This window comes from Streptomyces sp. NPDC057950, from assembly GCF_042887295.1.
Lineage (GTDB): Bacteria > Actinomycetota > Actinomycetes > Streptomycetales > Streptomycetaceae > Streptomyces > Streptomyces kaempferi.
Genome location: NZ_JBHVPP010000006.1, coordinates 266,687 through 286,955 on the forward strand (window position 1 = coordinate 266,687; position 20,269 = coordinate 286,955).

General features: G+C 70.0%; 17 protein-coding genes. 5 read left to right on the plus strand and 12 right to left on the minus strand.

Translation table 11 applies throughout. The features are described from left to right. Window positions 1-19: 19 nt before the first annotated feature. Both ACFVTC_RS13510 and ACFVTC_RS13515 read right to left on the minus strand, forming a co-directional pair. Entirely contained in the window at window positions 20-877 is an 858-nt protein-coding gene (locus ACFVTC_RS13510) for an esterase/lipase family protein (RefSeq protein ID WP_390126724.1), read from the minus strand. Window positions 878-1,048: 171 nt separating this feature from the next. Next, window positions 1,049-1,495 carry a MarR family winged helix-turn-helix transcriptional regulator gene (locus tag ACFVTC_RS13515; protein WP_168527373.1) on the minus strand — a complete coding sequence of 149 codons (447 nt, stop codon included), beginning with the start codon at window positions 1,493-1,495 and terminating at the stop codon, window positions 1,049-1,051. A 123-nt stretch (window positions 1,496-1,618) separates the two neighbouring features. On the opposite strand from ACFVTC_RS13515, the gene ACFVTC_RS13520 reads away from it, so the two are divergent. Further along, on the plus strand, window positions 1,619-1,993 hold the full coding sequence (locus ACFVTC_RS13520; protein ID WP_390126725.1) for a cupin domain-containing protein: 375 nt from the start codon (window positions 1,619-1,621) through the stop codon (window positions 1,991-1,993). 325 nt (window positions 1,994-2,318) lie between these two features. Next, window positions 2,319-2,927 (plus strand): DJ-1/PfpI family protein, encoded by a 609-nt coding sequence (locus tag ACFVTC_RS13525; protein WP_390126726.1) that lies wholly within the window; start codon window positions 2,319-2,321, stop codon window positions 2,925-2,927. A gap of 195 nt (window positions 2,928-3,122) precedes the next feature. Here ACFVTC_RS13525 and ACFVTC_RS13530 read toward each other — a convergent pair whose 3' ends face one another. The 4 genes from ACFVTC_RS13530 to ACFVTC_RS13545 all read right to left on the minus strand — a co-directional run bounded on the left by ACFVTC_RS13530 (window position 3,123) and on the right by ACFVTC_RS13545 (window position 7,736). Further along, a complete protein-coding gene (locus ACFVTC_RS13530) occupies window positions 3,123-4,601 on the minus strand; it encodes an FGGY-family carbohydrate kinase (RefSeq protein WP_390126727.1) in 1,479 nt (492 codons plus the stop codon). Window positions 4,602-4,888: 287 nt separating this feature from the next. Next, the gene (locus tag ACFVTC_RS13535; RefSeq protein ID WP_390126728.1) at window positions 4,889-5,650 is read right to left on the minus strand and encodes a hypothetical protein; all 762 of its coding nucleotides are present in this window, start codon (window positions 5,648-5,650) and stop codon (window positions 4,889-4,891) included. Window positions 5,651-5,990: 340 nt separating this feature from the next. After that, window positions 5,991-6,971: an ImpB/MucB/SamB family protein gene (locus tag ACFVTC_RS13540; protein ID WP_390126729.1), complete on the minus strand. Its 981-nt coding sequence runs from the start codon at window positions 6,969-6,971 to the stop codon at window positions 5,991-5,993. A gap of 327 nt (window positions 6,972-7,298) precedes the next feature. Beyond that, window positions 7,299-7,736 carry a winged helix-turn-helix transcriptional regulator gene (locus ACFVTC_RS13545; RefSeq protein ID WP_390126730.1) on the minus strand — a complete coding sequence of 146 codons (438 nt, stop codon included), beginning with the start codon at window positions 7,734-7,736 and terminating at the stop codon, window positions 7,299-7,301. Between the two features lie 117 nt (window positions 7,737-7,853). On the opposite strand from ACFVTC_RS13545, the gene ACFVTC_RS13550 reads away from it, so the two are divergent. Further along, entirely contained in the window at window positions 7,854-8,144 is a 291-nt protein-coding gene (locus tag ACFVTC_RS13550; RefSeq protein ID WP_390126731.1) for a hypothetical protein, read from the plus strand. A 220-nt stretch (window positions 8,145-8,364) separates the two neighbouring features. On the opposite strand, the gene ACFVTC_RS13555 is transcribed toward ACFVTC_RS13550, so the two are convergent. Continuing rightward, window positions 8,365-9,246: a PIG-L deacetylase family protein gene (locus ACFVTC_RS13555; RefSeq protein WP_390126732.1), complete on the minus strand. Its 882-nt coding sequence runs from the start codon at window positions 9,244-9,246 to the stop codon at window positions 8,365-8,367. Between the two features lie 321 nt (window positions 9,247-9,567). Here ACFVTC_RS13555 and ACFVTC_RS13560 point away from each other — a divergent pair, with 321 nt between their 5' ends. Next, entirely contained in the window at window positions 9,568-11,022 is a 1,455-nt protein-coding gene (locus ACFVTC_RS13560) for an MFS transporter (protein WP_390126792.1), read from the plus strand. 104 nt (window positions 11,023-11,126) lie between these two features. On the opposite strand, the gene ACFVTC_RS13565 is transcribed toward ACFVTC_RS13560, so the two are convergent. After that, window positions 11,127-11,543, minus strand: coding sequence for a VOC family protein (locus ACFVTC_RS13565; protein ID WP_390126733.1), 417 nt, complete (start codon window positions 11,541-11,543; stop codon window positions 11,127-11,129). 133 nt (window positions 11,544-11,676) lie between these two features. On the opposite strand from ACFVTC_RS13565, the gene ACFVTC_RS13570 reads away from it, so the two are divergent. Then, complete coding sequence (locus ACFVTC_RS13570) at window positions 11,677-12,135, plus strand: winged helix-turn-helix transcriptional regulator (RefSeq protein WP_390126734.1); 459 nt, start codon at window positions 11,677-11,679, stop codon at window positions 12,133-12,135. Window positions 12,136-12,525: 390 nt separating this feature from the next. Here ACFVTC_RS13570 and ACFVTC_RS13575 read toward each other — a convergent pair whose 3' ends face one another. The 4 genes from ACFVTC_RS13575 to ACFVTC_RS13590 all read right to left on the minus strand — a co-directional run bounded on the left by ACFVTC_RS13575 (window position 12,526) and on the right by ACFVTC_RS13590 (window position 20,025). Next, on the minus strand, window positions 12,526-16,014 hold the full coding sequence (locus ACFVTC_RS13575; RefSeq protein ID WP_390126735.1) for a DNA polymerase III subunit alpha: 3,489 nt from the start codon (window positions 16,012-16,014) through the stop codon (window positions 12,526-12,528). 432 nt (window positions 16,015-16,446) lie between these two features. After that, window positions 16,447-17,604, minus strand: coding sequence for a S1 family peptidase (locus ACFVTC_RS13580; protein WP_390126794.1), 1,158 nt, complete (start codon window positions 17,602-17,604; stop codon window positions 16,447-16,449). Window positions 17,605-17,846: 242 nt separating this feature from the next. Further along, the gene (locus tag ACFVTC_RS13585; protein WP_390126795.1) at window positions 17,847-18,893 is read right to left on the minus strand and encodes a slipin family protein; all 1,047 of its coding nucleotides are present in this window, start codon (window positions 18,891-18,893) and stop codon (window positions 17,847-17,849) included. A 226-nt stretch (window positions 18,894-19,119) separates the two neighbouring features. Next, window positions 19,120-20,025 (minus strand): S1 family peptidase, encoded by a 906-nt coding sequence (locus tag ACFVTC_RS13590; RefSeq protein ID WP_390126736.1) that lies wholly within the window; start codon window positions 20,023-20,025, stop codon window positions 19,120-19,122. Window positions 20,026-20,269 lie beyond the last annotated feature (244 nt).

Here is a 20,269-nt window from a genome sequence, read left to right on the forward strand (position 1 = left end):
CCCGGCACCGGGCCACGGATCAGCTGAACACCGAGGCGCAGTTGGTGGTGGTGGCGTGCGCGGGATCGAGGGCGTTCGCCGCCTCGTGGAAGGCGATCCGGTCGAGGAGGCCGATCGCCGCGTGCTCGGAGATGTCGACCGGGCACAGGTCCTGAAGCAGCACGTTGTGGACGTCGGATCCGGTGAGGAACTGCGAGCGGTAGGGAGTGACCACCTCGTCGTACCTGGTGGCGATCACCGTGTAGTGGACGCCCGGGACGGTGTCGCCGCCGGCGTTGAGCTTGGTCAGGAACGCGGACCCGGCGATCTGGTCCGCGAGCGCGGGCGTGGCCGCGGACAGCAGGTCCTCGGCACCGGGGAAGTACGGCAGGAGCTTGGTGAGGCCGTCGAGGGTGGTGCCGTGGTTGTCGGGCGCGATGCCGACGAACGTGTTCACCTTGGCGGCTCCGCCGAGGAACTTGAGGTAGTAGCGGGGCATCATGCCGCCCTGCGAGTGGCCGACGAGGTCGGCCTTGGCGGCGCCGGTCGCGGCGAGCACCTTGTCGACGAAGACCTGGAGCTGCCCGGCCGACTTGTCGATGGGGCCGAGGGCGTTGAAGATCGGGACGCCGGGCAGTTGCCCGTAGTCGAGCGAGTAGACGCAGTACCCGCGGGCGACCAGGTAGGGCGCGAAGGACAGCCAGTTGTCGACGGAGTTCGCGAAGGTGCCGTGGACGAGGACGACGGGGCGGGGATGGCCGGCGGAGGGGCGGCAGGAGTAGTCGTTCCAGCCGCTGCTCGGTGCGGCGGCGTGGGCGGTGGCGGCGGGGACGACCGCGACGGCGGCGGCCATCAGCAGTGCGACGAGGGGTCTGAGCAGGCGCTTCCAGGGCAGCATCGGGTGATCTCCTTGCGGCTCAAGGGAGTGACGGCGGCGTACGCCCTGTGATCCGGATCACGAGGATGCTGTTCACTCGTCAAGTTACGAGTGAGTAGCCCAACTGTGAAGTTACGCGTCAGTAAAAACTTCCAGTGATAGTCGGCCGTAGTGATAAGTGCCGCCGCGCCGTCACCAGGCGGGCCTGATCGGACCGTAGGGCGCGATCCGCAGCAATCGCTCACGCAACACGCCCACCTCACCCTCTCCGAGCAGCTCGACCCACGGCCGGACGGCCTCCGCCGCCGACTCCTCCGCGGCGCGCGTGCAGGCCCAGCCGCGCTCGGTCAGCACGACCAGGCGGGCGCGCGCGTCACCGGGATGCGGGTGCCGTTCCACGTACCCCTTGCGCACCAGCTCCTCGACGAGCTGGCTCGCGGCCTGCTTGGTGACCCCGAGGTGCGCCGCGAGCTCGGTGACCGTCGCGCCGTCCGGAGCGAGCCGCGTGAACGCGAAGCCGTGCGCGGGCCGCAGCCCCTCGAACCCGCGGGCGACGACACCCTCATGGATGCGCTGCGTCAGGTCACCGGCGACGGCGAGCAGGGCGGCGGACAGGGCCATGGCCTCGGAGTTCTGCACGGAAGCATTGAAACACCCCTCACCGATCGGTCAAGCGGCTTGACTATTCAGTCAAGTAGCTTGACCATATTCACATAGTCAAGCCACTTGACCACTTTCACCCACGTGCCACGGAGGCCAGCCATGCCCGTCGTCCGCCCGTCCGACGCCGTCGTCCACGAGATCCACGGCGCCCGTTTCGTCTCGTACGCCACTCCCCTCAGCGGCAGCAAGGAGTTGTGCGCCTGGCGGGGTGAGATCCCCGCCGGGACGAAGGCCCCTGTGCACACGGTCAACCGTGAGGAGATCTTCCATCTCCTCACCGGGGAACTGCTGATCACGCTCGACGGCCGCGCCGACCGCATCACCGCGGGCGACACGGTGATCATCAACCCCGGCACGGTCTTCGGCGTCGAGAACCCGACCGGGCGGACCGCGACCTCCTGGGTCACCACGTCCATCGGCCTCCGCGCGGAGCTGGCCGACGGCTCGGTCATCACTCCGCCCTGGGCCAACTGACCCCGCGGGAGGTTCGGTTCGGGTCGCGGACGGATGAGGATCTGCGCGGCGGGCGTCCCCGGCACGGTCGTATACGGACCGCACCCCGCCCGCTCCCCCGCGCCCGCGCCCGGGTCCGCGCCCGGGTCCGCGCCCGGGTCCGCGCCCGGGTCCGCGCCCGGCCCTCTGCCTCCGCGGCCTCCGCGGCCTCCGCGGCCTGGCGGATCCTGTCGCCCCCAGGCCGAAGGGGCCACGTCAGGCAGGCCACCTGCCACCGATTGGCCCTGCATCCGGGACACGGCGCGGGGGACACTGACGCTCGGATGCCGTCCTTGGAGGAGTCGTGATGCAGGTAGCCGTGGTCACTTTCGACGGGTTCAACGAGCTCGACAGCTTCATCGCTTCCGCGCTGATCAACCGGTGCCGCGAGGACGGCTTGGAAGCCTTCATCACGACACCGGCGCCGGTGGTCACGTCGATGAACGGCGTCGAGGTGACCGGCCAGCGCCCGATGGAGTTCGTGACCGAGGCCGATGTCGTACTGATCGGCAGCGGGGTGAAGGCGCGGGCCGTGGTCGCCGACGACCGGCTGATCTCCAGGCTCCGGCTCGACCCGTCCCGACAGCTGATCGGGTCACAGTGCTCCGGCGCGCTGGTACTGGCCCGGCTCGGGTTGGTGGCCGGCATGCCGGTGTGCACGGACATGAAGAGCCGGCCCTTCGTCGAGGCGTGCGACGTCACCGTGCTGGACGTCCCGTTCCACGCCGAGGGCAACATCGCCACGGCGGGTGGCTGCCTGGCGTCCCAGTACCTGGCCACGTGGGTGATCACCCGCACCCTCGGGGAGGACGCCGCGCGCGGTGTCCTCGACTACGTGGCTCCGGTCGGCGAGAACCAGGAGACGGTCGAGCGCGCCCTGCGCGCCGTCGACACGGGCGAGGCCGCACTGCGCTGACGGTCCGCGATCGGTCCTGTGGACGGTGACGGTGGCAACCGCCGTCCCCCTGAGGGGGCTTGCACGGCTCTGAGGGCGCACCCGGTGACAGGGGACGCCCTCAGCGCGCCGTTCGTCGGCCGACCGCGAACACGCTCGCCACCACCGCGGACGCCGGGACCGCGGAGGTCCGCATGATGAGTACCGTGATGGTCTTCACTGCATGTCGGCGAGATCGTGCACGATGTGGAGCGTGGCCGGGTAGAGCTCCGTGTACGACGCGTACAGCCGGTCGTAGATCTCACGCGTGTGGGCCCGGGGCCGCACTGTCGTCTCGGCCACGGCCCAGTCCGTGTCGCGCGGTACGAGTCCGAGCCCGACCGCGGAGAGCAGGGCGTCGCCGTAGCAGGCCCCGATGGTCTGTGCCGGTACCTGCTGTTCCCGGCCGGTGACGTCGCTGACGATCTGGGTCCACAGTCCGCCCTCGGTGCCGCCCCCGACCGCCACGATGCGCCGGACCGGGTCGTCGGGGTCTTCCAGGAAGTCGAGGATCTGGCGGACGCCGAACGCGATGCCCTCGTAGGCGGCCCGGAACAGGTGCCCACGTGTGTGGCGCAGCGTGAGGCCCGCCACCACGCCTCTGGCGTGCGGGTCGAAGATCGGGGTCCGCTCACCGGCGAAGTACGGGAGCATCAGCAGGCCGTCCGAACCGGCCGGCACCGCTTCGGCCTCGGTGACCAGGGTGTCGAAGGACTCTCCTCCGGTGACGTCCTGGAGCCATCGCGTCAGGGACCCCGAGGTGGACATCCCCGCGGCGATGGTTCGCCGGCCCGGCTCCACTCCTGCCGTGGTCCACAGTTTGGGGTGTGCCCGGTACGTACCCAGGATCTGGACGAAGAACAGCGTGGAGCCGTACATGAGCATGAGGTCGCCGGGATGCCGTACGCCGGCGGAATGGGCCTCGGCCCAGGCGTCGATCGTCCCGGCGGAGACAGGTGTGCCGACCGGGATCCTCGTCGCCTCCGACGCCGCGGCGGTCACCGTCCCCACGACCTCGTGAGGGTGGACGAGTCGCGGCATCTCCAGGTGGCCCACGATGTCCGGGAGCCAGTCCTGCGCCCAGGATCCGGCATGGATGTCGTACAGCGGGTCGCACTGGCTGGCCGTGTGATGGTCGAGCGCGTAGGAACCGGTGAGCTTGGCGGCCAGATAGGAGTGGGAGTTGTACCACCTCGTTCCGCGAGCCCACTCCCGTGGCTCGTTGCGCCGCATCCACAGCATCTTCGGGCCCACGGCCTGGGTGCTGAGCGCCTTGCCGCAGCGTTCGAAAACGGTGTCGGCGCCGAGCCGCTCGGTGAGGTCGCGGATCTCCCGCTCGGCCCGGCCGTCGATGCCGTAGAGGATGGCCGGCCGCACGGGCTCCATGTCGCTGTCGCAGACCAGCAGGCAGGGGCCGACACCGCTGACGCAGAGTCCCGCGAGGGTGTGGGAGCCGATCCGGTCCATCAGCTCACGGGCCACCGCGGTGAAGTCGCCCCACCAGACCGCGGCGGCGTCCACTTCGGCCCAGGACGGTCTGGGCAACGACATGGTGTGACGGCGGACGGATGTCGCGACCACGGATCCGTCCAGGGTGGTGAGTACGCCCTTGGTGCTGGCGGTGCCCGTGTCGATACCCAGCACGAGTTCACTCATGGCGGTGTGTCCGTTCCGTCGTCGAAACCGTGGGAGGAATCCTGCGAGGACAGGATGCGGGCGTAGACCGACGAGCGCTCGGAACGCGGGACCGAAGCCGTTCAGGTCCTCGCCGCGACGTGCGGTCCTCGCCGCGCGTGGTGAACGACGTGCGGTCCTCGCCGCGCGTGGTGAACGACGTCGGGGCGTCTCCAGGTTCGCGACCGAGGAGAAGGCCCCGCGGGCGAGACCCTCGAAATCGACGCGGAGCCCGTGAAACGGTCAGAACGGGCCGCAGCGGTCCGTGGTCATGGGGTGGCCGTCGCGGTGGAACGCACGCCGGCCGTCGGAGAGGCGGACGGCGGAGGGTAGCTCGAGTGCAGCGAGGGGGACAGCGGAGCCAGTGACTCGCACAGCGAGGACGGGAAGGCGGGCTCCTCGCGCTGCGCGTCCCGACAGCCTCCGGCCGAGGTCCGGATGATCGGCTCCCAGCCCGATTCCTTCGCCCGGAAGAACCAGCGGTCACCCAGCCGGGATGAGCAGGCAGGGTCCGCCGAGTCGCCGCAGGCCGGTCCCGTGCGCCAGGAGAAGTCCAGCACCAGCCACTTCCCGTCGCACTTCTCCGAGTCCCGGTACGTGTGCTCGGGCGCGCCGACCGCCATCAACGCCTGATCGTAGGAGGCGGCGGTGCAGCCGGTGGCCGGCGGTGTGCAGCCCAGCTTTCCACACAACCGCAGCGCGGGCGGCTCGGCACCCTCGGCGGTGAAGCGGGTGTAGTGGTCCACGATCACGTCCCGGTCGCCCAGCGGTTCGGGCAGCCTGACCTCTGCCGTGGCCGTGCTCTCTTCGGTGCACCCGGAGGCCCTGTCCCCGGACGGCGAGGTGAAGGTGACCTGCACCCGCACGAGGTCCGTCATCGGGTCGGTGAGCACTGCCTCGAGCTTGCGCACGCACGCGTGGGCGCCGCTGGGCACCTGTGTGTCGAGGAACAGCGTGCGCCGGTCCCCGCCGAGATGCACCCCGGTGACCGCGGAAGGCTGCATCGTGGTCCACGGGATCGGCTCGGTCACCGTCGGCGAGGGTGGCCTCCCGTCCCCCTGACCGGCCACCTGTGTCCCGCACGCGCCGAGGAACAGCACGGCAACGGCACAGAGCAGCGCGGCCGCTCGACGCGTTCCACCCGATCGTCGCAAGAGCGCTCAATCCCCCCGGCACGCACCGACGTCATCCGGACCAATATAGGACCGCGGCCGGGATGGAGGAGCGGGACGGGGGCTGCGCAGCGCTCCCGCGCCCGGCGAACCAGCCATGACCGCCCCATTCAAGAGCGGCGCCCCTGGGCACTCGGGCCGAAGTCGAAAAGCGCTCAGTGACATACCAGCGAGTTCATCGGGTCCTTGGCGCAAGCGGTCAGTTCGCCAGAGCGGCCGGCCGTACAGCCTCCGGACCGAAGCGTCGACGGGCGCGGTCTGCGGCGGCCTCGGCTGCGCGGGCGCGGGCATCGCCCGGGTCCAGGGAGAGCTGTCGGCAGGCGCCGTCGGACGGCCGCAGCCCGTCGGCACGGATCGCGAAGGCACGGACCCTTGCGCGCTGCAGCCCGAGGGAGGTCAACAGCCCCAGGGCTGTCGCGGCAAGGGCGGGCGAGTGGTCGGTGGGTTCCGGCAGCGCACGCGTGCGCGTGGTGGCGCTGCGGTCGGCGTACCGCACCGTGAGAGTGAGCCGGTCGGCGACCTGACTCTCACCGCGCAGGAGTTGGCCGATCCGGTCGGCGAGCGCCAGCACCGCGCGGTGATGCTGGGCAGGATCGAGGGAGTCCCGCTCCAGCACGAGGTCGGCCAGCAGATGCGCTGCCGGTTCCGAGGGGGTCACCGGCCGGGGGTCGCGGCCGCGGGCGCGCTCGGCGAGCAGCCGGGCGGGACCCGCGCCGAGCAGTCGCTGCAGGGTTCCCGCCGGCAGGTCGACGATCTGGCCGACGGTGTGCAGGCCGTACTTGCGGAGCGTCTCCGCGGTGGTGCGGCCGATTCCGGGAAGAGCGGCGACCGGCCTGGGACACAGCCAGTCGGCCACGTCCGCGAGGGGAACCCAGGTGGTCTCGCCCGGCGCGGACGCGTCGGCCGCCATGGCCGCCAGCATGCGGTTGTTCGCGAGCCCGGCACTGCTGTCGATGTCGTAGAGGGCCTTCAGCCTGATCTTCGCCGTCTGGACCATGTCGTACGGAGACAGGTCGAAGTACCGCAGCGCCGAGGTCAGGTCGAGCTGGACGGCGTCGGGCGGGACGGCCTGGACGTGCGGCGTGATACCAGACATCAGTTCGATTATATCGGCGTACCGGGCCTCGGTCAGCGCCGCGTGCAGGTGGAGGTGGGCGATGTGCCGCTGGCGGATGGTCATCCCATGCCCCCCGGGTTCACCGGACACTTCAGCGCGTCTCGACCGATGACCGCACGCGGGCAGGAGACATGCCGGTATGCCATGGGTGATCACTCCCTCGCCGTCCCTCGATGCCGGGGCCTGCTCCTCACCGTAAACCGTGTTCGAATATTTGTGCGAATGCATCGGACACTTCTGAGCGCGACCACCTCTCACCAGCGAGTTCACAACGTCGCCATGGTCGTTTCCGTACCGGTCGGACCGGGTGGCCGCCGGTCCCCCGGTCCACACAGTCGCCCGGTACGGAGTGCGGCCGTTCTCGTGGCGGCGCCCCCCGCCTCCGGGGCGTCAGCAGCCCTGGGACGCACGATGGACGGAGAACTCACCCGACCGGATCGGATTCGCGCAGGCCCGGCAGCGGACCTCGGCGACGAACACCTCGCCGCAGGCGTCATGGATGAAGTCGACCGGAGGTACGTCGTCCCCGCCGTGGGCGTCGCCCCAGCGCTTGAGCACCAGGACGACCTGCCCGAGGTCGCGGCCCTTCCGGGTCAGCTCGTACCCGGCCGGCCGGCCCTTCTCCGGCGAGCGGGGCCGCAGGATCCCGGACGCGGTGAGCTTTCGAAGCCGGGAGGACAGGACGTCCCTGGGTGCTCCCACCGCTCGCAGGATGTCCGTGTAGCGCGACGCCCCGAAGGCCACGGCGCGCACGATGTGCAGGGACCACCGGTCACTGACCGCGTCGAGCGCGACCGCCAAGGAATCCCGCTTCGGCCTGTTTTCCAAACCATGATGTGTATGCTGCGATTGGTTTGACATTCAAACCATAATAGTCGGAGAGGTCGCCGGACCATCACCGGCCGTTCCGGGCCCCCGGGCCCCCGGGCCCACACAGAGCCTCAAGTGACGACCCTCGCGCTGTCCGGGGGGTTCTTCACCGCGATCGTCGATCCCGAAGGACGCGTTCTCGGAGAACCGCTCACCTCCGGCGAGGGCGACGTCATCGCCGACCTGGACTTCAGGCCGATCGACCGGCGCAAGCGCCCGATGGACGCGCGCGGTCACTACAGCCGCCCTGAACTCCTCAGCCTGCGGATCGACCGCACGCCGACAGCCCACCTCCACGAGCGCGGTGCTCAGGCTCCGGTCCAGGGCGCTCGTGCGGTGGAGGAGGGCTCCTCCGTCGCACAGTGAGCCGTTCCCGGCCGTGCCGCTCCACGCCCGCCGCGGGAGCGGCACGGCCGGCATCCGCGGGAGGGCTCAGCCGTGGCGGGGTCGGCCGTGACCACACATCCGCAGGAGTGCTCTCGGCATCCGCGGGAGGGCTCGGCCGTGGCGAGGTCGGCCGTGACCACACATCCGCACGGGTGCTCTCGGCATCCGCGGCCGACCCGGGACGGGCGGGAGGCGGGAATCAGTCGCCCTCGACGACGTCCTGGAAGAGGTCGGTCTCCCGCTCTCCGCCAGTCCACGGCGGGTCGGCCCGTACGTACTCCTCGACGGCGTTCTCGCGACCGGCCAACCTCAACATCCCCAGCAGGGCCCGAGCGTCCGACTGACTGGCGTGCGCCGCCAGCGCCCGAAGCTTCTGCTCCCAGAACGCGGAGACGTCCACGACGGTGGTGACGTCGTCGTCATCAACACCCATGCCCAGCGGGGGAGTCCAGGCGTCAGGACCGAGGGAAGCCCGCACCAGGGTTCGCACCGCCGCGAGGCGGGAGACGGAGAGGGCGATGTGGTACAGCTTCGGCAGGCGTCGGCCGGGACGCGCGTCGGCGCCTGCCTGGACAAGGAAGCCGCCGGCCGTCCGGATGCGCTCGAAAGCGGCGGTCGTGAGGTCGTGCGTACGGACATGATCCGGGTGGTTCGAAAGCCCGTCGGGAGGATAGGTCACCAGGACATCCGGCCGGTACTCGCGCATGAGGGCTTCGAGCTGCCGGACGACCGGCTCGCCGTCGACCCTGCTGAACGCACGAGGGTCGACGTCGTCGGGGAAGTCGGGCAGCCCGGAGTCCGGATGATCCAGTCGGATCAGGTGGCTCACCCCCAGTGCGGCACCGGACATGGCGAGCTCGTGGGCGCGCCGTGCGGCGACCTCCTCGGGCCGGTGGTCGTGATGGCCCGGTTCACGGCCGTCGACTCCGTCACCCTGTCCGCCATCGGTGCAGGTGACAAGGACCGTCCGGACGCCCGCGGCCGCGTACCGCGCGAGTGTGCCGCCTGTCTGGCCGGCCTCGTCGTCCGGGTGCGCGTGCACGACCATCAGCGTCGGTCGGCGGGTCTCCGATGTATTCAATGTGAGCGCTTCTCTCTCGTGCGACGGAACTGGATCGACACGTGTCGTATCGATATGTGTCGCCGCTTCGCTTGACAGCCGTTACTGGAGCCGTGTGTGACGTACCGACGGATTCGGCGGGAGCCGGAGCGCGGGCAGACGTCACATCGGCCGATGCCGGACGGTGAAATGGGCTGTCCGGCCGGTCACTTCGAGCCGATCGTTCACCGCCTGCCGTTACGGCACCGTGGTCCGGATTGCATGGTTTGAATTTCAAACCATGCGCTGCTACCGTACCCGAGCAAGTTGCAGCTCACAACAAGACATGAGGAGTTGTGCACGGTGAACAATGCGCAGCGCGCCCCTGTGGGGGAGAACCAGAACACTGTCGACGACAGCACCCGGGGCGAGGCGCCCGCGAACAATCGGCGGGCCGGTTGGGTGTTGGCCCTGGGCAGCCTCGGGGCCTTCGTGGTTTTCCTCGACACCACGATTGTCAACATCGCCTTCCAGACCATCAGCCACAGTTTCAACACCACAGCCGGGCATTTGGCTTGGGTTCTCAATGCGTACAGCCTGGTGTTCGCGGCCATGCTCATCCCGGCGGGCCGGGTAGCCGACCGCTACGGGCGCAAGAACATATTCATCGTGGGCATCGCCGGATTCGCGCTCATGAGTGCGCTGTGCGGACTGGCGCCGAGTGCGGGAATACTGATCACCGCCCGTGCGCTGCAAGCGGTCTTCGCCGCCCTTGTCGTGCCGTCCTCGCTGGCGCTCGTCCTGCACGAGTTCCACGCCGCCCGCCGACATGTCGCGATCGGCGTCTGGGGTGCGATGGCCGCCGCGGCGGCAGCGGTCGGCCCCACGCTCGGAGCGCTGCTCACCGAGTACGCGTCATGGCGCTGGATCTTCCTGGTCAACGTGCCGATCGCGGCAGTGATCGTGGTGCTCGGCAGACGTCTGCTCCACGAGTCCCGTGATCCGCGGGCCTCCGGTCTTCCCGATCCTCTCGGGGCGCTCCTCGTGGCGGCGATTCCCGCCCTTCTCAGCTTCTCCATCATCGAGGGACCTTCTCGTGGATGGTCCGACTCGTGGGTGGTGATCGGATTCGTCGCGGCGGCTCTGGCTCTTCCCGTCTTCCTGTGGCGTACGTCGAAGGCCGCACGGCCGGTGATGGATCTCGCTCTTTTCAAGGAGCGCCAGTTCTCGGAGATCAACGCCGCGACGCTCCTTTTCTCGACGGCGTTCTTCGGCCTTCTGCTGGCCAATCTGATCTTCCTTCAGACACAATGGCACTACTCGGTACTGCGCGCGGCGCTCGCCAGTTCCGCCGGACCGATCGTCGTCACCGTCATCGCGCGCTCCACCACCAAGCTGGCCACCGTTGTCGGACATCGACGCGTACTGTTTGCCGGCGCCGTCACCTGGACCCTCGGCTGCCTGGGCTTCGCTCTTTTCGTCGACTCCTCGCCGCACTGGGTGGCCCATTGGCTTCCGTGGACTCTGCTCACCGGACTGGGTATCGGTCTCACCCTTCCCGTGCAGTCCGGTGCCGCCGTCGCGAAACTTCCTCCGGCGCAGTTCGCCGTCGGATCCGCGATCAACTCCAGTTTCAGGCAGCTCGGGGCGGTTCTGGGAGTCAGCGTCTTCGTCGCTCTCCTGGGAACTTCGAAAATGGGCCCCGGAGTGGACAATTTCCAGCACATCTGGTGGGTTTTCGCGGCTCTCGGCCTTGCCGCGGGCGTCGTCCAGGCCCTGCCGCGCCTGAGGTCGGGTTCCGCGCCCTCCGCGCGCTGAGGATCACGCCGTTCGCGGCGGAAGGAACTCCTGCCCGAGACCTCGCGTTCCGATCTCGGGCAGGAGGGCCGATGACGCCATGGCGGGCGTGAGATGACGAGCCCTCAGGCCGGCGAGCCCGCCGTCACGTTCACCAGCCAGGAGGTCCCGAACCTGTCGACGCACTGTCCGTGCAGCGCGCCCCACGCGGACTCGGCGAAGGGCACTGTCACGGTTCCGCCGTCGGAGAGCCGGTGCCAGTAGGCGGTGAGGTGGGCCTCTTCGCCTCCGAGGGCCACGGAGAAGGAGCCACCGGGTCCATGGGCTTCCGGGGTCGTGGTGTCCGATCCCATGAGGATGACGCCGACGGCGCCTTTCAGCATCGAGTGCGCGACCAGGTTCTCCTGGCCGGTGTCCTCCGCTCGGCGCAGATCCGCGTACGTGGTGATGTCCAACGTGCCGCCGAAGACCGAGTGGTAGAACTCCATCGCTTCCCGCGCGTTGCCGCTGAAGTTGAGGTAGGGAGTGACTCGAGCAGTCATGGGCCGTCCTCCGGTTCATTTAGTTTGATTTTCAAACCATAGCAGCGCGGGCCGACCGCCTCCAAGGCGGTCCGCGGTGCACGGTCCGCAATGAACGGTTTGATACACAAACCGTAAGTTGATATGCTGAAACATGCCCGAATTTCCCGTAGTCCCCGGAAGGCCCTGCGCGGTCGCGGCCACGCTGGAGCTCGTCGGTGACCGTTGGTCGTTGCTGATCGCCCGCGAGATCATGTTCGGCAACCGGCGCTTCAGCCAGATCGCCCGTAACACCGGAGCGCCGCGCGACCGGCTCGCCGCGCGACTCAAATCCCTCGTGGCCGAAGGCATTCTCGAAAAGCGCGAGTATCAGGCGACGCGATTCGAGTACCACCTCACCGAGTCGGGCAGGGAGCTCCTGCCCTTGCTTGTCAGCCTCCTGGCCTGGGGTGACCGCTGGGCCGTCGCCGAGCCGCCCATGATCCTGGAGCATCATGGCCACCGCGTCCGGCCGGCCACGGTGTGTGGCGAGTGCGGGGAGGCGATCGACAGCGGAGGGCTTCACTGGACGCCCAACACGCCAGGCTGGTCCATGGCGGGACCCGAGGCCTGACGCGCCGGACACCGCCACCGGCACCGCCGGGGGGGTGCCGCTCGTCACCGGGTGCGTCACACGGGCGGTAGTGGCCGCACGGCCGGGACCCCTCGCGATCGGTGTCCGGCGGAGCGCGGCGGGTCACTCTCCGCGTCGCCGCCGAACCGGCCTCTTCGCGATGGCGGTCGTCCTTGGGGACCTGACCGGCGGGCGACCCTCTTCGCGTCCGTGGTCATCTTCGGTTTCTACGTGCCGCCACCGAAGTGCGGGATCTCCGCGGGCGTCCGGTCGCCACCACACACGCGAGCCGGACGGGACGACGAGCGAGCGTGGTCACGCGGCCCGTCGCGTGGCCGCCGCGCGTCGCCGAGGCGCGGCACCCTTCCGCCATGCCTCCTGAGACACATGTCAGCCCGGAGAACCGGGGCTGCGGTGGCCGAACTTCTTCAGGTCTGCCGAACGGCTGCCGGCCGGCTGCAGGTCGGCGTACGGGTGCAGCCGAGCACCCGTGGTGCCGTTGGCCAGGGTGCGCCTCGGCCGGGCGGGCGCGGGGTGCGGCCGTCCCGCGGCCGGCTGGGCCGGGGTCGGGTGCGGGTGCTCGGCGCCGAGCAGGGCGAGGGCGGCCTCGGGGCCGTTGTCGCGGCGGGCGGCGGCGATCTCGTCCAGGTCCCAGGCCATGGTGCCGACGACGGTACGACGGGTGCCGCGCACCTGGACCGTGCCGCGCACCAGCAGCAGCCCGCTGTGGAAGACGGTGTACGCGCAGGCCGGGTGGGAGTCCTCGAAGAATGCCAGGTCGACCAGGCCGGAGCCGTCCTCCAGGGTGACGAAGATGACGCGCTTGCCGCTGGCGATCGGCGGGGTCTGGGTCGAGGCCCGCACACCGGCGACCAGCACCTGCTGACCGGCGCGCAGCCCGGCCAGGTGCGCCGCGTCGGTCGCGCCGATCTCCCGCAGCAGCCGGTGATGATGCTCCATCAGGTGCTTGGACACGTCGATGCCCAGCGTGTTCAGCTCGGCGCTCAGAGCCTCGCGGCCGGTCATCTCCGGCAGACCACTCGGCTCCGCTCCCCCGACCGCGCCGGTGTCGAGGGGCAGTTGGCCCGAGGCCGCGGTCCGGTTGCGGGACTGCCGGTGCAACTCGGCGATCTGCAGCAGCAGGTCGCGGCGCGTGAGGCGGCCGTCGTGCAGGGAGTTCAGGGCGCCGATCTCGGCGAGGCGTTCGGCGACGGGTCTGCCGGGACGGGCCCGCTGCCAGAAGTCCGACAAGGATCCGTACGGCCGACCCCCCTCGATCCGCGCGGACTCGTCCTCGCTGATGCCGTGCACCGCGGACAGCGCGAGCCGCACGCCCCACTGCTCCCCGTCGGTCTTCTCCACGGTGTGCTTCACCTGGGAGCGGTTGACGTCGACCGGCAGCAGCGGCACGCCGCGGCGGCGGGCGTCGGAGACCAGGACACGCTTGGGCCACATGCCGGGGTCGTGTTCGAGGAGACCGGCCAGCAGGAACGCCGGATAGTGCGCCTTGAGCCATGCGCTCTGCAGGGCGGGTACGGCGAAGGCGACCGCGTGGGCGCGGCAGAACCCGTACGCGCCGAAGGCCTCGACGGTCTTCCAGACCTCGTCCCGGACCGCCGCACTGTACCCACGTGCGCGTGCCAGACCGTGGAACCAGTCCTTGATCTTCGGCAGCCGCTCCTTGTCGCCGAGCGCGCGCCGGGCGATCTCGGCCATCGCGCGATCACAGCCGGTCATCACATGCACCGTCTCGATGATCTGCTCGTGCCAGATGGTCACGCCGTAGGTGTCGGCGAGCACCGGCTCAAGGTCCGGGTGGGCATAGGACGGCGCGCCTCCGTGGCGGGCGGCGATGTACCGCTCGGGCATACCGCCGGCCACCGGTCCGGGACGGAAGAGACTGATGTCGGCGATGACGTCCTGCGGATCGCGCGGCTGCAGCCGGGACAGGAGGTCCTGCTGGCCGGGTGACTCGAGCTGGAACAGCCCCAGGGTCTGGCTCTCCTGGATGAGCTTGAACGCGAAGACGTCGTCGAGCGGCACCTGCTCGGGGTCGTCCAGGTCGATGTGATTGCCGGTCGTGCGTTCGATCTCGGTGACGGCGTGGGCCATCGCGGACTGCATCCGTACGCCCAGGACGTCGAGTTTGATGTTGCCCAGCGCTTCGATCTCCTCCTTCGCCGCCATCGCCATCGGGTAGTCGCCCTGGGGGGTGGGCTGTACGGGCAGGCGGTCCAGGAGCGTCGCGTCGCTGATGACCACGCCGCAGGGGTGCATGGCCATGCCGTGGACCAGGGAGTCGAGGCCCTCCGCGAGCTCCCACAGCGGCCCGTAGCGGTGCGCCTCGGCCGCCAGCCGCCGCAGTTCGGGCAGTTCGGCGAGTGCGCCGGTGATGTCCGCGGCCCGCAGGTGCGGGAAGCTCTTGGCGATCCGGTCGACGTCCGCGGGCGCGATTCCGAGGGCGAGGCCGGTGTCCCGCAGGGCGCGGCGCGCCCGGTAGGTCTCGGGCATGGCGGTGACCGCCACCCGTTCCTTGCCGAACCGGTCGAAGATCACGTCGTAGCACTCCAGCCGACGGGCGGACTCCACGTCGATGTCGATGTCGGGCAGCGAGGCGCGGCGCACGCTGAGGAACCGCTCGAACAGCAGGCGGTGGTCGAGCGGATTGGCCGTCGCGATGTCCAGCGCGTGGCAGACCATCGACCCGGCGCCCGAACCGCGGGCCGCGACGCGGATGCCCTTGGCCCGGATGTCGGCCACGACCTGGCCGACGGCGAGGAAGTACGAGTCGTAGTTCAGCTCGGAGATCACGTCGAGCTCCTCGTCCAGCCGGCCGAGCACCGCCCGGTCGCGGTCGAGGCCCCGCCGGGCCAAGCCGGCCTCGCACTGCCTGCGCAGCAGTTCCGCGGCTCCTCGCGCGACGGGCTCGGCGCCGAAGACCGAGGGTTCCGGGAAGTGCGCAACGCCCAGCCCGAGGTCCGCTCGGGGATCGACGGTGCACGCGGCCGCCGTGTCGGCGGTGTCCGCCATCAGCCGGCGGGCTCGCCCGACGTCCGCTCCGGCGCATTCGGCGACCATGCGCGCGACGACCGCCATCGCCTGCTCGTCCTTGAGCCAACGCTGCCCGCTGTCCAGGCGGCGCCGGTCGATCGGCCGCAGCAGCCGGGCCGCGTCCAGGACGTCGGCGAGGCGGTGCTGGTCGGGGTCGGCGTAGCGGACGGCGTTGGAGAGCACGGCGGTGGTACGGGTGCGGTCGGCCAGGGTCAGGGTGCGGGCGGCCAGCCGCAGGGATCCCGGACCCGTGCCGAAACGTTTCTGCGCAACGGCTTCCAATCGGACCCCCTTCCCGAAGATCTCCTTCCAGGGCGCCAGCAGCCTCATCGCGACGTCCTCCCGGCCCACCGACAGCGCCCGGACCGGCTCCGAGAGCGGCCCGAGCAACACCGTCAGCCCGGGGCCGCCGTACTCGCGCAGCGCCGCCCACGGCACCACCGGCGGCGCACCGGACACGGCACCGGCATGGGCGGCCGACGTGATGCGGCACAGCCGCGCCCATCCCGCCCGGTTCCGCGCGAGCAGCGTGAACCGCAGGGGCGGCTCGGCGACGTGCAAGCCGCCGCGCGCCGGCGTGCGACGGCGCTGGGCCGGCGGCGGGGGCCCCAGGGCCTCCACCGCGAGATCGACACCGAAGACCGGCCGCACCCCTGCCCCGGCGCACGCCCGAGCGAACCGGACGGCCCCGGTGACCGTGTCCCGGTCGGTGAGCGCGAGCGCCGTCATGCCCCGCTCGGCCGCCCTCCGGACGAGCTGCTCGGGATGCGCGGCGCCGTAGCGGATGGAGTAACCGGACGCGACGTGCAGATGGGCGAAGCCCGCCATGCCGCACCTCCCTCACTCCTACCCCCTTTTCAGCCATACGCCCGATACGTTCATCGCACGCTCGTTCGATTACTCTAACCCCACCCGCCCTGGTCAGCGATTAGATTCGAACACATCAGCGATTTTTTGGCGAGTGGAGCAGTGACCGGAACAGGCCCCATCCCGCCACCTCCCCAGCGGGGAAGCGCAGTTGGGGGAAACACCTCGCGACACACTCCGCACCGCCGCCGTCCACTGGCCCGAGATGGACGGACGGCGACGGTGTGCGGTGCGGGTGACACTCTCCGTAACACGTCGGGGCAGGCCGGGTCGCGGTGAGCGCGGGGGCGCGATGGTCGACGGCCCTGCTCGTCGTGGGGGGGGCACAAACGGCAGAGGTCCCGTCCCCGCGGGTGCGGGGACGGGACCTCTGCCGTTGAAGCGGGCGAGCGGTCAGCCGATCTGGGCGCCGAACGCCGAGAGTGCCTCGGTGACCGGCTGGAAGAAGGTCTCACCGCCCGAGGTGCAGTCGCCGCTGCCGCCGGAGGTGAGACCGATGGCGCTGTCGCCGTCGAAGAGCGAACCGCCGCTGTCACCGGGTTCGGCGCAGACATCGGTCTGGATGAGCCCGTTGACGACGTCCCCGTTGCCGTAGTTCACGGTGGCGTCCAGGCCGGTGACCGTGCCGCTGTGCACCTGGGTCGTCGAGCCGCTGCGGGTGACCTTCTCGCCGACGGTCGCCTCGGCCGCCTTGGTGATGGGCTGCGAGGAACCGTTGTAGAGGTCCACCGCGCTCGGGTGCTCGGTGCTCCCGGTGTACTTGACCAGTCCGAAGTCGTTGTCCGGGAAGCTGGACTGCTCGTTCGTGCCGATCTGGTTGCCGCTGGAGTCCGACCAGGTGGAGATCGCCTCGGTGCAGTGTCCGGCGGTGATGAAGTACGGCTGGCCGCCCTTCACGACGTTGAAGCCCAGCGAGCAGCGGCCGCCGGAGCCGCTGATGGCGTCACCGCCCGCGATGAAGGGTTTGAACTCCCCCTTCGTCCGCTGGAGTTCGGCCTTGGAACCGAGTGAGTCGACGACCTCGGCGAGCTTGGCCCATTCGGCCTTGGAGACCGTCCGGTCCGCGGTGACGACGACCTTGTTGCTCTGCGGGTCGGTCGCCCAGGACGTGCCCGGGATGGTCGCGTCGCTCTTCAGCGTCGTACGCGCGCTCCTCAGCTCGGCGAGCGAGTTCTGGACGACTCTGGCCCTGGCGCCGGCCGACGCCACGGCCTTGGCCGCGGTCTCGTCGAGCACGTTGACGACGAGGTGCCGGGACTTCGCGTCGTAATACGTTCCGGCCGCGTCGGCGCCGAGGTCCTCGCCGAGGGTCGAGGCGAGCTTTCCGGCCGCAGCGATCGACAGCGTGTGCGGCGTGGGGGCCTTCGGCGTCTCGCTCGCGTTCGCAGTCTGGAAAGTGGCTCCGGCCGCGACGAGTGCGGCGATGCCCGCACCCGCCATGACGGCACGCCTCGCGGGTATGCGTCGGTGCTTCAACTCACGTCCTCCTGTGGGGGGTCGGTCAGGGAGGTTGTGGGGACCTCCAGGACCGGAAGGCGTACGGACACACACCCGGCTCACAGCAAAATGCCGTGTCCATGCCCGTTGTTCGCCGCCCACTATTCCGAGACGCACAGGGAGCACACAAGGTCGACTTCAGGACGCGCGTACGGCAACGGGCCTGCGCCCCGCGCACCTTGACCCTACGTGGTCGTAGCACGCGAGTTCCCACTGCAAATACTGTGTGCGAGTGGTCGACATGCGGCCCGTGAGGTCTAGTCCTGTCTTGATTTCGCCCCATCGGCACTCTGCCCCTAGGGGGTTTCGGGAAGCCGCGGTTGCTCGCGCACCGATTGCGGGGCGGCTGGAGGTGCCGGTTCCGGTGCGATCGGCTCTCCTGCGTTCGGCTTCGGTGCGACCGACTTCGGTGCGACCGGCTCTCCTGCGGTCGGTTCCGGTCGCGACGCCGGTGCCGGCGCGACCGGAACCGGTGCGGGTGCCGATGCCGGCGCGATCGGTGCCGATGCCGGTGCCGCCGGTGCCGGTGCCGGAGCGACCGGTGCCGATGCCGGTGCCGCCGGTTCGGGTGTCGGCGCGGCCGGCTGCTGGGCCCGTTCCAGGAACCGCAGCAGTTCGACGGGGAAGGGCAGGACGAGCGTGGAGTTCTTCTCCGCCGCCACCGCCACCACCGTCTGCAGCAGCCTCAGCTGCAACGCGGCCGGCTGCTCGGACATCACCCCGGCGGCCTCCGCCAGCTTCTTCGACGCCTGCAGTTCCGCGTCCGCGTTGATGACCCGGGCCCGCCGCTCACGGTCGGCCTCGGCCTGCCGGGCCATCGACCGCTTCATCGTCTCCGGCAGTGAGACGTCCTTGATCTCCACCCGGTCGATCTGCACGCCCCAGCCCATGGCCGGGCTGTCGATCATCAGCTCCAGGCCCTGGTTGAGCTTCTCGCGGTTGGACAGCAGGTCGTCGAGGTCGCTCTTGCCGATGATCGACCGCAGCGACGTCTGCGCCATCTGCGAGACCGCGAACTGATAGTCCTCGACCTGGATGACCGCGTCGGCCGCGTCCACCACCTTGAAGTAGACGACCGCGTCCACGCGCACCGTGACGTTGTCCCGGGTGATGCCCTCCTGCGCGGGCACCGGCATCGTGACGATCTGCATGTTGACCTTGCGCAACTTGTCCACGAAGGGCACGACCATCGTGAACCCGGGTCCACGCACCTCCGAGCGCAGCCGGCCCAGGCGCAACACCACTCCGCGTTCGTACTGTTTGACCACGCGGGCCCCGGCCATCACATAGACCAGGCCCACCGACGCGACGGAGACTCCCGCCGCCACCAGTTCCTCGACCATCACGGCCCCCCAGGGTCCGACGTGGCGCATCAGGCGTGTACCAGACCCTTGTCGGGCCTGCCTCACGGGTTCACTTCGACGGTAACCCCGGCACCTGAACAAGGGCGAGCCCCCGCACGCCGGTTGCGTACGGGGGCTCGCCTTCTGCTGGCTGCAGGTCTGGCCGTGCGGGGCACTGTGGGGGATGTGCCGTGGGGGGAGTGGTGCCGTGGGGGGAATCAGTCGGTCAGCCGACGCTCACGCCGTAGTAGCTCAGCGCCTCGGTGACCGGCTGGAAGAAGGTCGTACCGCCTGAGGTGCAGTTGCCGCTGCCACCGGAGGTCAGACCGTACGCGACGGAACCCCCGTAGAGCGGACCGCCGCTGTCGCCGCCCTCGGCGCAGACGGTGGTCTGGATCATCTGGTACACCACGTCGCCGCCGCCGTAGTTGACCGTCGCGTTCAGCGCGGTGACGCGGCCGCTGTGCGTGCCGGTGGTCGAGCCACGGCGGTAGACGGTCGTGCCCACACTGGGCGTGGCCGCGCTGGTGATGGTCTGGCTGCCGACCGCGCTCGGGTGGGCGACCGAGGAGTTGGTGTAGCGGACCAGCGCGAAGTCGTTGGTCGGGAAGCTGTAGCCGACGTTCGTGCCCAGCGTGGTGGTGTGGCCGGAGTTGGAGTACCAGGTGGAGGCGACCTCACCGCAGTGGCCCGCGGTCAGGAAGTAGTAGGTGCTCCCGCTGTGCACGTTGAAGCCGAGCGAGCAGCGGTAGGAGCCGCCGTAGATGGCGTCGCCGCCGGTGATCAGTTTCTTGAACTTGCCCGGGGTGTGCTTGATCGTGAGGGCGGCGGAGTTGCCGCCCGCGTCCTTCTTGATCTTCGCGATCTCGGCCTGGGAGACCGTGCTGTCGACGGTGACGACGACACGGTTCGTCTTGGCGTCGACCGCCCAGGCGGTGCCCGCGACATCGGAGTTGAGAACCGACTTGTTCACCGTGCTCAGCTGGGTGGCGCTGAACGTGTGGACATCGGCAGCGTTCGCGGTGGGGGTGGCGAACGCGGCCGCGGCCACGAGTCCGGTGGTCACGGCGATCAGTTTGACGCGTCTCGCCATGCCGCTGCGAGGAGTGGGGGTGGTGCGCTTGATCCTCACTTTTCGTTCCTCCCGAGGGAAGTAGGGGGCCCGCGTGGGGTCGGGGCCCGTGAGGCGCAGCCGGGAGTCGCCCGTCCGGATTCCGGACAAGCCGTGCCCCTGACAAGCGCTGTGGGGGAGTATTCGGCCGCACGGCCGACCGGCGCAAGGGCGCCTTTCGGCCGTGCAGTGTTCAACTTGCGTACGAAAAAGGGGTGTTGATCTCCCCGGCACGACGGCGTGGAATCCGTGCGGACCGGGGCGC

What these genes read in the sequence shown, in the direction of transcription:
- ACFVTC_RS13510 (WP_390126724.1), bottom strand. Translation starts at nt 877, where the DNA reads ATGCTGCCCTGGAAGCGCCTGCTCAGACCCCTCGTCGCACTGCTGATG.
- ACFVTC_RS13520 (WP_390126725.1), top strand. Translation starts at nt 1,619, where the DNA reads ATGCCCGTCGTCCGCCCGTCCGACGCCGTCGTCCACGAGATCCACGGC.
- ACFVTC_RS13525 (WP_390126726.1), top strand. Translation starts at nt 2,319, where the DNA reads ATGCAGGTAGCCGTGGTCACTTTCGACGGGTTCAACGAGCTCGACAGC.
- ACFVTC_RS13530 (WP_390126727.1), bottom strand. Translation starts at nt 4,601, where the DNA reads ATGAGTGAACTCGTGCTGGGTATCGACACGGGCACCGCCAGCACCAAG.
- ACFVTC_RS13540 (WP_390126729.1), bottom strand. Translation starts at nt 6,971, where the DNA reads ATGACCATCCGCCAGCGGCACATCGCCCACCTCCACCTGCACGCGGCG.
- ACFVTC_RS13565 (WP_390126733.1), bottom strand. Translation starts at nt 11,543, where the DNA reads ATGACTGCTCGAGTCACTCCCTACCTCAACTTCAGCGGCAACGCGCGG.
- ACFVTC_RS13570 (WP_390126734.1), top strand. Translation starts at nt 11,677, where the DNA reads ATGCCCGAATTTCCCGTAGTCCCCGGAAGGCCCTGCGCGGTCGCGGCC.
- ACFVTC_RS13575 (WP_390126735.1), bottom strand. Translation starts at nt 16,014, where the DNA reads ATGGCGGGCTTCGCCCATCTGCACGTCGCGTCCGGTTACTCCATCCGC.
- ACFVTC_RS13585 (WP_390126795.1), bottom strand. Translation starts at nt 18,893, where the DNA reads ATGGTCGAGGAACTGGTGGCGGCGGGAGTCTCCGTCGCGTCGGTGGGC.